General features: G+C 59.3%; 8 protein-coding genes. All 8 read right to left on the reverse strand.

What is annotated here, in order from left to right; all coding sequences use genetic code 11:
• Window positions 1-69: 69 nt before the first annotated feature.
• The gene (locus BMZ10_RS25500; RefSeq protein ID WP_093469014.1) at window positions 70-5,685 is read right to left on the reverse strand and encodes a putative Ig domain-containing protein; all 5,616 of its coding nucleotides are present in this window, start codon (window positions 5,683-5,685) and stop codon (window positions 70-72) included.
• Window positions 5,686-5,827: 142 nt separating this feature from the next.
• Window positions 5,828-6,277 carry a hypothetical protein gene (locus BMZ10_RS27570; protein ID WP_143070336.1) on the reverse strand — a complete coding sequence of 150 codons (450 nt, stop codon included), beginning with the start codon at window positions 6,275-6,277 and terminating at the stop codon, window positions 5,828-5,830.
• A 19-nt stretch (window positions 6,278-6,296) separates the two neighbouring features.
• A complete protein-coding gene (locus BMZ10_RS25510; protein WP_093469020.1) occupies window positions 6,297-7,022 on the reverse strand; it encodes a LexA family transcriptional regulator in 726 nt (241 codons plus the stop codon).
• Window positions 7,023-7,544: 522 nt separating this feature from the next.
• Window positions 7,545-8,072: an inorganic diphosphatase gene (gene ppa, locus BMZ10_RS25515; protein WP_062384817.1), complete on the reverse strand. Its 528-nt coding sequence runs from the start codon at window positions 8,070-8,072 to the stop codon at window positions 7,545-7,547.
• Between the two features lie 101 nt (window positions 8,073-8,173).
• Complete coding sequence (locus tag BMZ10_RS25520) at window positions 8,174-8,998, reverse strand: M90 family metallopeptidase (protein ID WP_093469023.1); 825 nt, start codon at window positions 8,996-8,998, stop codon at window positions 8,174-8,176.
• 3 nt (window positions 8,999-9,001) lie between these two features.
• Entirely contained in the window at window positions 9,002-9,649 is a 648-nt protein-coding gene (locus BMZ10_RS25525; RefSeq protein ID WP_093469026.1) for a DedA family protein, read from the reverse strand.
• A 249-nt stretch (window positions 9,650-9,898) separates the two neighbouring features.
• Window positions 9,899-10,351: a GNAT family N-acetyltransferase gene (locus BMZ10_RS25530; protein WP_093469029.1), complete on the reverse strand. Its 453-nt coding sequence runs from the start codon at window positions 10,349-10,351 to the stop codon at window positions 9,899-9,901.
• Between the two features lie 203 nt (window positions 10,352-10,554).
• Complete coding sequence (locus tag BMZ10_RS25535) at window positions 10,555-12,075, reverse strand: acetaldehyde dehydrogenase ExaC (RefSeq protein WP_093469032.1); 1,521 nt, start codon at window positions 12,073-12,075, stop codon at window positions 10,555-10,557.
• Window positions 12,076-12,318 lie beyond the last annotated feature (243 nt).

Consider the following 12,318-nt stretch of genomic DNA (forward strand, 5'->3'; position numbering starts at 1 on the left):
GCGCCGAAACGAAAAAGAAAAGGCCCTCAGTCAGAGGGCCTTTGTGGTGCCGGGAAACGCGTGTATCGATCAGGCGGTGAAGTCGCTGGCGTGCAGTTCCTTGACCCCTGTCAGCTGGATTTCGAACTCCGGCGTTGCATCGGCATTGATACTCCCGTACAGCACGCCATCGGCGAACCGCAATTGCCCGGTCGCGTTGGTCGCATCGAATGCATTGTTGCCGATGAAACTGAAGGCATCGACCTGTGCGGTCAACGGGTTGGCATCCAGGCCAGTGAAGTCGAGTCTGTCGCCCTCGGCGGATTTGAATCCACTGATCACGTCGCGCAGGGTTCCGACGCCCATATCCGACAACGCCCCGAACACGTAGGTATCTGCACCGGTGCCGCCAATCAGGTTGTCAGTACCTTGGCCACCGATCAGGCGGTCATCTCCAGAGCCGCCGACCAAGGTATCGTTGCCTGCGCCACCGTTGAGCACGTTCGCGGCGCTGTTGCCGGTCAGGCTGTCGTCGTACGCACTGCCGGTGAGATTCTCGAAGTTTTTCAGTGTATCGAGACCTGCGCCGACGGTGTTCTGTTGCGCCGAGGTCGACAGGGTTGCGGTGATACCCGCCAGCGCCCGCTCGAACGACACGGTGTCATTGCCGTCGCGCCCATCCAGGACGTTATTGCCGACACCGGCGAACAGCGTGTTGTCCAGGGCGTTGCCCGTGCCGTTGGCGGCGCCACTCGCGTCGATGTAGAGGTTTTCCACATTGCTGCCCAAGGTGTACGCGGCGAGCGAGCTGTGAACGCTGTCGATGCCGCCCAAGACCCGATCGCTGTTGGTTTCGATGACCGCATCGCCGACGTCGTCGACGTAGTAGGTGTCGTTGCCGTTGCCGCCGGTCATGTTGTCAGCGCCGCCCGCACCGTTGAGGACGTTGTCGGCAGCGTTGCCCGACATAAAGTTACGCAGGGCGTTGCCCGTACCGTCGATGGCCGACACGCCGGTGAGTATCAGATTCTCGAGGTTGTCCCCCAGGGTCCAGCTGACCGAAGCCTGCACGGTGTCGACTTGCGAAAGGGCGGTATTGCTCTCGACAACGCTGTCGAACGTATTGTCGACGACGTAGATGTCGTTGCCGTCGCCACCCATCATCATGTCGGCGCCGAGGTCGCCGTCCAGTGTGTCGTCGCCGCTGCTGCCAACCAGGGTGTCGTCCTGGTCGGTGCCGAAAATCTTGCCGCCTTCGTTGTGGGCGCCGTCATAGATCGCTTGCACGCTGTTGTTGTCGGCTGCATCGCCCTGGAAACCGAGATCCCCGGCGATGTAATCGGCCAGGCGCTGACCCACGATCTCTGCCGATTCCTCGTGCAGGTGCCAGACGTCATCCGGGTACACCAACGGATCGACCTCATGGCGCAGTGGCAGGTCAGTGTAATCGACTGCCAGCTTGACGTCGTCGCGTGTGGCGGCAATCGATTCCTGAACCGCCCTGACATAACCAACGCCGGCCACGATGTCAGCGATCTTCTCTTCGGAGTAGCCGCGCACACGCGCCGCGTCCTCGTCGTAGTGGCCGGTCTCCATCATGTACACATTGAAGTTGCCGAACTGATCATGCAGATAGTCGAAAACCGACAGCGTCGCAGCCTTGTAGGCGGCCGCTGCAGCTTCCTTGTCTGTCGAACGGGCGATCTCCTGCGCCGCTTCCTCGCCTTGGCCCCAGATGATGCCCATCGTAACGTTGTCGATGGACTTGAGTTCCGTCAGTTGATCCTGCAGCAGCGCGACAGCGCGCAGCAGGGCAGGGCCAGGCTGGTTCGTGTCGGTGAGCCACCAGCACAACTTCAGCTCTTCCGCGCCGAACGTCGACATGCCGTTGACCGTGCTGCCACCTACCGCGATGTCGATACCGGCACCGTCGGCGTCGGTGAACTGGCTGCGCACGTCGTAAGTGGTGTACTTGCTGAGGTCATTAACCAGCATCGAGGTGCCGGATTGGTCGTCGTCTTCAGTCATCCGAAGCAGCCGCGCATTGGACTGACCCAGCGTTGGAAGATAGAGAATGTCCTGCTGCGCTCGCTCGCCGAACACGAAATCGTCGGCCGTCAGGCTGTCCATGTAGTTGCCGCTCAGGGCAATCTCGAATCGGTTGCCGTCGGCGTCGGCTTCGCTGGACTTGATGTAGGTTTTGTCCCCCGCAGCGTTCAGGCTGAGGTAGAGCGTATGGTTGCTGCCGTCACCCAGGCCGAGAAAGCCCAGCGCCGAGACATCAATCTTGTCCACACCCTGAGTGAAGTCGTAGAGGGTGTCGGTGGCCGTTGCGCCACCTGCGTCGTAGTCGCGGTAGCTGTCGAGCACATTCAAGTAGCGGAACGTGTCGGCACCTTCGCCGCCATACAGAGAATCGCGTCCTGCACCACCGTCGAGGATGTCCGAGCCGGCGCCGCCTTTGATCGTGTCGTTACCGCCCAGGCCCAGGAGCAGGTCAGAGCCGGCTGTTCCATTCAACGTCTCGGCGTTGTCGGTGCCGGTTACGGTATTGGCTGGGGCATCGGCTACTGCCAGGGCAAAGCTGTCGCTGACCGAAGCGCCGGATGGATCAGTGGCCTTGATCAGGACATTGTAATTGCCTGCTGCAGTGTCCGACGGCGTGCCGCTGAAGGTCATGCTGGCCGCATCGAAGTTCAACCAGGCCGGCAGCGGGGTGCCGTCCGCCAGCGTCGCAGAGAAGGTCAGGACATCTCGATTGCCGTCGGCAAAGCTGTTGTCGGTGACGGTGTAACTGAACGGCGAATTCTCGGTGGCGTTCTGGTCCAGCAACGGGATGACCACTACAGGTGCTACGTTGCCCGGCATGCTGTGATCGGCAAATACAAAGTGGCTGGTGGTGAGGCTGTTGACCAGATTGCCCGCCAGCGAGACCTCGAACCGGTTGCCGTTGGCGTCCGCCACGTTGTCTTTGAGGTAGGTGCGGTTGGTGGTGGCGTTATACGTCACCTGCAGCGTGCCATCGAGGCCATTGCCCAGGCCGGTATAGCCCAACGCAGACACGTCGATTTTGTCTGCCGACACATCGAAGTCCAGGATCTGGTCGCTGCTGCTCGTGGTCGCGGTGCGATAGCTGTCCAGTTTGGAAGTGAAACGGAACACGTCCGCCCCCGCGCCGCCGGTGAGTTTGTCAGAACCGGCGCCACCGATCAGCACGTCGTTGCCAGCGCCGCCATCGAGGGTGTCGTTGCCGGCACCGCCGAATAATTGCTCGTTGGCGACCGTGCCGATGAGCCTGTCGCTGTTCGGCGTGCCATTGATGACGCCCGGCGTCCCGGTAACGTCCTGCACGGCGAGCGTGAAACTGTCGCTGACCGTCGCTTTGCTGCCATCGGTAGCGGTGACAAGAACAGCATAGGTGCCTGACGCGGTGTCACTCGGCGTGCCACTGAACGTGCGCGTTGCTGCGTCGAACGTCAGCCATTGCGGCAGCGGGCTGCCGTCCGCCAGCGTGGCGGTGTAGCTCAGGCTGTCGTTGTCCGGGTCGGTAAAACTGGTGGCCGGCACGACATAGCTAAAAGGCGTGTTTTCAGTCGCGTTCTGGTCCAGCAGCGGCGATGCCACCACCGGGGCGTGGTTGACCGTTGGCGTCGTCGCGAAGACGAAATTGGCGCTGGTCAGCTTGTCGAGGTAGTTGCCTTCCAGCGCAACCTCGAAGCGGTTGCCGTTGGCATCGGCGGACAGAGACTTGACGTAAGTTTTCGTCCCGTCAGCATTGAGCACCAGGTAAACAGTGTCGTTCTTGCCGTCGGCCAGACCGGTGAAGCCCAGTGCCGAGAGATCGATCTTGTCCGCGCTGACATCAAAGTCGGTGATGACGTCGCCAAGGTTCGCACCCCCGGCGTTGTAATTCCGGTAACTGTCCATGCGGCTGGAGAACACGAAGGTGTCGGCCCCGGCGCCGCCGGTCAGCGTGTCCATGCCCGCGCCGCCGTCGAGTTTGTCGTCACCTGCGCCGCCGTTCAGGCTGTCGTTGCCAGCCAGGCCGAGCAGCGTTTCCGCCGAGTCGGTACCCGACAAGGTATCGTTGCCCGCCGTGCCAGTGACGACGCGATTGAAAATGAAGTTATCCGCAGTCAGCGTGCCGGTCAGGTTGCCGGCAAGAACCAGCTCGAATCGATTGCCGTTGGCGTCGGCATCGTAGTCCTTGATATAGGTGCGATCGTTGCTGGCGCTGTAACTGATCTGCAAGGTGCCGCCGCGACCGTTGCCCAACCCGGTGAAGCCCAGGCCGGCGAGATCGATCTTGTCTTGTGTGACATCGAAGTCGGTGATTAGGTCATCGAAGCTCTTGGTCGCATTGCGATAGCTGTCGGACTGATTCGCGAAGCGGAAGACGTCGGCACCCGCGCCGCCGGTCAGCGTGTCCGTTCCGGCGCCGCCCACCAGCGTGTCGTCGCCAGCGCCGCCATTGATGACGTCGTTACCCGCACCGCCATAAATGATCTCGTTGCCAGCGGTGCCCAGCAGTGTGTCATTGCCATCCGTACCTTGAATGGTGGTAACCGGCACCGTGTCGCTGGCATAGCTGCCATCGCCATACACCAGCGTGTCGCCTTTGCTGGTGTGGCTGATGGTGTTGCCGATGATTGCGTTGCGATCAGTCCCGTCTTCATTACGCTCGGCAACGCCGTAGGTCGACAGGTCACTGCCGCTGATGGTGTTGCCCTGAATGGTGTTGTCGCTGCCGGTGTAATATTTGCCCGATACGCCCTGCGTATCGTCGTAGGACTGAATGATGATTTCCGGAACCGGCGCCCCCAGCGAGTTGTTGCTCAGCACGTTATCGCTGACGTCGACGTGGTTACTGCCGTAAATACGAACTCCGGCACTGCTGTTGTCGTGGATATTCACACCGGTCAGCGAGACGTCGCTGGACAGCTTGATCAGCACGCCCTCGGCGCCATTTCCATACACCTCGCCACCCGTGATCGTGATGTGGTCCGGCGAAGGAATGTTCTCACTGCCGCGCTGCACCACAATCCCGCCCCCGCCGTTGCCATAGGCAACGTTATTGCTGAGCGTGAAATCGTGCGAGCTGGTCACCACGTTGAAGCCATGACGATCATTGTCGTAGGCAATGTTGTTTTCGAAGGTGCTGTCGCTGAGGAAGTCCGCCACGAAGCCATCCAGGCCGTTGCCGTGGGAGACACTGTTCTTGATCACCATATTGACGGTCTGTTCGTGCGGATCAAAACCGTACCCCGAACAGTCCTTGATCTCGACGCCATCCAGGGTGACATTCGAGTCGTAACCTTCCTGACCCGGGATATATCCGTTGAACCAACCGTCGATCTTGCCGGTGGTGTGGTCCCGGTTGCCGTCCAGCGTCAGATTGCTCAAACCGAAATCATGGGTTTCCTCACCATAGGCCGAGCGGATGATCCCGGTGATCTTCGTGTCAGAACCATCGGCAACCTTGATGTTGGTCTGCCCCATCCCGTCGCCGTTCATGTACACATTGCTCTTGAGCATCAAGCAGCCATCGGAAGGCTCCTCACCACCTGAAACAATGTAAGTACCTGTAGGCACATAAACCTGACCCCCGCCGGCGGCGGCCGCTGCATCAATAGCACTCTGGATGGCGGCGGTGTCATCAGTCACGCCATCGCCCACGGCGCCAAAATCCTTTACATTGAAAATCATGCAGTTATCTCCGAAGACTGGCTGGATACACAGTAGATGCCAATTTCCCATCAGCGACCTTGCTGATATGACCCGGCGGGGAGAAAAAATTGCGACCATATGTCGGAGAGGCGTCAAAAAAACCCGGTTTTTTGATGAGTTTTTAAATGTGGGTGGTGGGATTTTGACGGTTATTTGGCGGTGTAGAAATGACAGCGCAGAAGGAGCCAGTCAGGGGGTTGGCGTCAGAAAGGAGCCCCTTGGAAGAGGGAATGGCAACCCTTACACAGGCGAGTTTTCGTGCGTCGACATCAGCCTGGAGACGCGCGTGACAGGTAAGCAGGCAATAGTGTTCGGACGAGTCAGGATTATTTCGGACAATAAAAAGCCGGCTTGTGGCCGGCTTCTCGGTGACGGGTTTGATTAGTTTTTGGCTAACCGCACCCATCCGCAAAAGTGCGCGCTGCAAGGAGGCGCTTGTCAGGTCGGCGAGGCCAGTAACGAATACCAGACCGGGCCCGTCATCCACCCGCGAATAGCCGGTGGATGTTGAAACGAAGGCGTGCAGGATACTGATGTTCGATGCGTCTGCCCAGCGTTGATATGCAGCCAATTGTCCTTTCCCTTATGAATCAAGGCAGTATCGCAGGGTGGCGGCGGTTGTTGAGGGTCGCCCACCAGAAGATCCAGCCCAGAATCTGGATGTTCTGTTCTTGAATCTGTTCGGCAGTGAAGACTTCATCGGGGTATTCGCCAGCGTTGTGACTGCGCAGCCGCAATGCGCCACCGGGCAGGCGGTACAGGTATTTCACCCGCAGCATGCCGTCGTGTTCGATGGCGTACATTTCGCCGTCGATGACCTGCACCCGGCCTCGGTCGACGGCGATAAGCGAGCCGTCCTGGATCTTGTCGGCCATGCTGTTGCCGACCATCGCGATGCAGATTGCGTTGTGCAGCTCCACGTCCATGGCATCGATGATCCTGCGTGACAGGCGCGCCTTATGATTGGGTATCTCGCGCACGGCGGTTCGCTCCGAGCCCTGCGTGCGGGATTCGGAATAAAACGGTATGTCGAGTTCATCGCGCGCGCCGTGGCGCTCGGGTCGTCCTTTATGAATGCCGTCCATGCCGGGTTTGTCTCGTACCTCTCCGGGGTGTTTGGGGCCTTCGCCGCTGCGCAGCCATCGCGCATTGACGCTCAGCAGTTCAGCCACTTCTTCCATGCGCGCCATCGGAATGCCGCGTTTGAACCAGTTGTTCACGTGTTGCGGCGTTACCTTGCGGTTGGCGGCGAAGTCTGTTGCAGAGAGATGGCACTCTCGCAAAAGGATGCGTAGTCGATCACCTGATGTATTCATGACCCGAAGTTTACGGGCGGCCGCGCTTTGTTTAAATGAACGAAGTGTTCAAATGAGTGGGCGATCAACGTTACGATTGAGTGGCCGGATTACAAGACTCAAGCAGGTATGTAGGCTGTTTCGTTCACTGTTTTGATTACGATCAACAGTGCCCGCAATGCAATGAAGTGGCTGCAAAGTTGTGAGCGTTTTAATGACTCGCTTTATAGAGCCTTGGGTATTGAGACGCAGCGCGATAATGAAGCATCGATTGTTGCCAGAAACGGGTAAGCGCTTTATCCGAATAAACAGATTGTCTGGAGGTGGATCTTTTTAAACATCCGCGAGGGGGAAAATCGGATAATTCAGGCGAATCGGCGGGCGTGGTGCATCAGTACGCTAAGGCAATGGATTGCGAAGTTGTTGAACTCAAGACAGCGATGAATCGCTTTGCAGCGGGAGGGCATCGCGTTAAAGACAAAAAACAGGAGGGCGCAGCCTTCAGAACACCCGTAACGGGCGCCCTGAAGACGGCAAGTCGAATCAGCCCTTGTAGGCTGCGACCGATTTGGTGATCGCTTCGCGAGCGGCATCGGCGCCTGCCCAGCCTTCGATCTTGACCCACTTGCCCTTCTCGAGATCCTTGTAGTTCGCAAAGAAGTGCTCGATCTGCTGGATCAGCAGCGGTGGCAGGTCGGTGTATTCCTTCACGTCCACGTACAACTGCGACAGTTTGTCGTGTGGAACAGCGATGACTTTGGCGTCGCCGCCGCCGTCGTCGGTCATGTTCAGTACGCCGACCGGGCGGGCGCGGATGACCGAACCTGGCGCTACCGGGTAAGGCGTCACGACCAGCACGTCGAGCGGGTCGCCGTCGTCAGCCAGGGTATTTGGGATGAAACCGTAGTTGGCCGGGTAAAACATCGGCGTGGCCATGAAACGGTCAACGAACAGGCAGTCGCTTTCTTTGTCGATTTCGTACTTGATCGGCGCGTGGTTGGCCGGGATCTCGATTGCGACGTAGATGTCATTCGGCAGGTCTTTACCGGCCGGAATCTTGCTGTAGCTCATTGGGCTTTGCCCCCTTGGTTGACCATTCAGAATCTGGCGTCCAACGCCAAAAAGTGGGCCGGATTATAGGCATATTCGGCAGCGGTTGCCATGTACGCCAATCAGCCCCGGGCGTCGTCGTGAGCCTGATAGACCGGGTTTTGCGCTTGAAGTGCCGTAAGCCGTGCAAGCGGGTCCTGACGGTAGAAGGCTCTGAGCTGCTGATACACCTGCGGATACGCTTCGACCAGCAAATCCGGGGCACTGAAGAAATACTCGCTGATCACGGCGAAGAATTCTGCGGGGTTCTCGGCGGCGTAAGGATCGATGAGCGTTTCGGCGTCCGGGTCGGCGTCCAGCTGCCGGTTGAGATCGTCGAATGCGCTTTGCATGGTGCTGGCCCAGTCGCTGATGCGCATGTCGGGGTGCAGTGGCGGATGGCCGTTGGCATCGCCGTTGAGCATGTCCAGTTTGTGCGCCAGTTCGTGAATGACGAGATTGTAGGCCTCCCAGCCACCACTCGACAGCACACCCGGCCACGCCAGAATGACCGGCCCCTGCGACCAGGCCTCGCCGCTGTGCTCGCCGTCCCACTCGTGCTCCACGCCGCTGGCGTCGCGGTGACGCTGCGGGCTGACGAAGTCATCGCCGTACAGAATGATCTCGTGAAACCCCTGATACCAGTTCAGATCGCCCAGCGCCAGCAGCGGCAACTGCGCCTGCGCGGCAAGAAAAAGCCGCGACTCGTCATCCAGATTCACGCCTTCGAGCGCGGTGAGGTGCTTGGCTCGCAGGAACAGTACGCAACTGTCGAGCAGATAGCGGTCCTCTTCGGCGCTCAGGCCGTCGAGGATCGGCAGTCGCTGACGCACACGCTCCCAGACGGCGGGATCGACAGGATTGCGCGCCAGCGTGCGGCGCTTGAGCCAGTTCCCCAGCGACCACATGGATCAGCGGGCTTCTGCGGAGCGGCCCATGCGGTTGCGGACCAGTCCGATGATCATCGGCAGCAGCGAAATCAGGATGATTGCCAGCACCAGCAGCGTCAGGTTTTTCTTGATGAAAGGGATGTTGCCGAAGAAGAAGCCCAAGGCCACCAGACCGCCCACCCAGAGCACCGATCCCAGCACGCTGAAGCTCAAAAAGCGCAGGTAATGCATCTTGCCCACACCTGCCACGAACGGCGCGAAGGTGCGGATGATTGGCAGAAAGCGCGCCAGCGTCACGGTTTTGCCGCCATGGCGCTCGTAAAATTCTTGGGTTTTGGTCAGGTAGTCACGGCGGAATATTTTCGAATCCGGATTGCGGAACAGCCGGTCGCCCAGGGTTCGGCCAATCACATAGTTGGTGCTGTCGCCGAGTATCGCCGCGGCCATCAGCAGGCACGCCAGCAGCACCGGATCCATCGCGCCACCAGCCGCCACCGCGCCTGCGATAAAGAGCAATGAATCGCCCGGCAGGAATGGGGTCACGACCAGACCGGTTTCGCAGAAAATGACCAGAAACAGAATCGCGTAGACCCAAGTGCCGTAGTGGGTCACCAGCATGTCGAGGTAGACGTCGAGGTGGAGAATCAGGTCAAGCGGGTTGAAATCCATGTACGGCACCTGGTTGTGAGACCCGATCCGGGTCGTGCGGACGATGAGTCGAAGGGAGTTGGGCCGCATTATAGAGGGAAGAAACAGGATATTGCTGGCGCCGGATCGGCGATCGAAACATTTGGTAGTGATGGAGCACAGAGCTCGGCGGGCGCGTGCGCATGAGCGCGGCATGCCTGCAACGCCGAATGCCGATTGATCCGACGCCATCGCGGGCAAGCGCGCTCCTGCACGGGATCTGTGCGTTATTCAGTTGATCGGCAGGACGTAGTTCTTGAACTGGGTGTCCTCGCGAAAGCCGATGGATTCGTACACTTTCTGCGCCACGTCGTTGTTGGCGCTGGTGGAGACACGCATGCGCACGGCCTGGGTTTCGCGGGCCATTTTCTTGGCTTTCTGGATCAGGTGGTCGGCCACCAACTGGCGACGGGCGTCTTCTGCGACATAAATGTCGTTGAGGATCCACACGCGCTTCAGAGACAGCGACGAGTAACTGGGATAGAGCTGACAAAAGCCCAGCAGCTTACTGTCGTCTTCGTCATGCAAGGCCAGATAGATCACGGACTCTTCGCGGCGCAGGCGTTTTTCCAGAAAGGCGCGGGATGAGTCAGGAAAAGGCAGTTCGCCGTAAAACTCACGGTATTTGACGAACAACGGTGTCAACAGGTCCAGGTGCTCCAGGGTGGCTTGAACGATCCGCATGGTTGGGCCTCAGCTTCATTGTGTAATGCATGAAAGGGGGAGGGCGCGCCTGGCACGGGGACAGACAATTTCGACTGTGCCTAAGCGGTTTAGAAAGCGCAATCCAAAGTCATGACGCCCTGGCTTTGCAGCCAGCACCTGAGGGGTTGCGCAATAAAAACGGCCTCCGAAGAGGCCGTTGACTGGTCGCCGAAGCGCTTTTGTCAGAAGAAGCCCAGCGGGTTGGTGTCGTAACTCACCAGCAGGTTTTTAGTCTGTTGGTAATGCTCGAGCGCTACTTTGTGAGTCTCGCGGCCGACGCCGGATTTCTTGTAACCCCCGAACGCGGCATGGGCCGGGTACAGGTGATAGCAGTTGGTCCAGACGCGGCCGGCTTTGATGGCACGACCTACGCGATAGGCGCGGTTGATGTCGCGGGTCCACACGCCCGCACCGAGACCGAACTCGGTGTCGTTGGCGATTGCGATGGCTTCCGCTTCATCCTTGAAGGTCGTGACGCTGACCACCGGGCCGAAGATTTCCTCCTGGAACACGCGCATGCGGTTATTGCCTTTGAGCAGCGTTGGCTGAATGTAATAGCCGGTCGCGAGCGAGCCTTCCATTTTTTCGACCTTGCCGCCGGTCAGCAGCTCGGCGCCTTCACCCTGGGCAATGTCGAGGTAGGAGAGGATCTTGTCGAACTGCTGTTGCGACGCCTGAGCGCCCACCATGGTGTCGGTGTCCAGCGGGTCGCCCCGTTTGATTTTCAGGACTTTCTTCATCACCGCCTCCATGAATTGCGGGTAAATCGACTCCTGAACCAGGCAACGCGACGGGCAGGTGCAGACTTCGCCCTGGTTGAAGAATGCCAGCACCACGCCTTCTGCGGCTTTATCGATGAACTCGGGTTCGGCGTTCATCACGTCTTCGAAATAGATGTTCGGCGACTTGCCGCCCAGCTCGACGGTGGACGGGATAATGCTGTCGGCCGCCAGCTTCATGATGTGCGAGCCCACCGGCGTGGACCCGGTAAAGGCGATCTTGGCGATGCGCTTGCTGCTGGCCAGCGCTTCACCGGCTTCGCGGCCGTAACCCTGAACGACGTTCAGCACGCCTTTGGGCAGCAGATCGCCAATCAACTCCATCAACACGCTGATACCCAGCGGCGTTTGCTCCGCAGGTTTGAGCACGATGCAATTCCCGGCTGCCAGCGCCGGCGCAAGCTTCCAGGCGGCCATTAACAGCGGGAAGTTCCACGGGATGATCTGGCCGACCACGCCCAGCGGCTCATGAATGTGGTACGCGACGGTGTTGCCGTCGATCTCGGCGGCGGTGCCTTCCTGAGCACGCAACACGCCAGCGAAATAACGGAAATGGTCGACGGCCAGCGGAATGTCGGCATTGAGGGTTTCGCGGACTGCTTTGCCGTTGTCCCAGGTTTCGGTGATCGCCAGCAACTCAAGGTTCTGCTCGATGCGATCGGCGATTTTCAGCAACGTCAGTGAGCGCTCCTGCACGGAAGTCTTGCCCCAGGCATCCGCCGCGGCGTGGGCGGCGTCCAGCGCTTTATCGATGTCTTCGGCAGTCGAGCGAGGGAAAGTTGCGATCAGCTTGCCGGTGATGGGCGAGGTGTTTTCGAAGTACTGGCCTTTGACCGGAGGCACGAATTCGCCACCGATGTAGTTACCGTACTGGGTCTTGAAGGTAACGAGCGAGCCTTCGGTACCGGGATGGGCATAACGCATGGTGAGTATCTCCTTGCTCTTGTGATTGTGTGGGGATAACGCGCTGCTGCGCTTGATCAAAGCGTAGAGCAAAGCGCGGGCCACCGCCGTCCGGACGCCGGTTTACAAGGGTTTTACCGAAGAAATCAGATCGCTGGCGGGCCGATTTGCGTCGCCCTTGATACAGCGCGTGTGACAATTTGTACCGGATGTGCAACGGTCTGGCGGTGCGTTCCGGAGCAAGCATTGCAATGGCCGGGCACG

Origin of the sequence: Pseudomonas sp. NFR16, assembly GCF_900108875.1 — a bacterium.
Taxonomy (GTDB): domain Bacteria; phylum Pseudomonadota; class Gammaproteobacteria; order Pseudomonadales; family Pseudomonadaceae; genus Aquipseudomonas.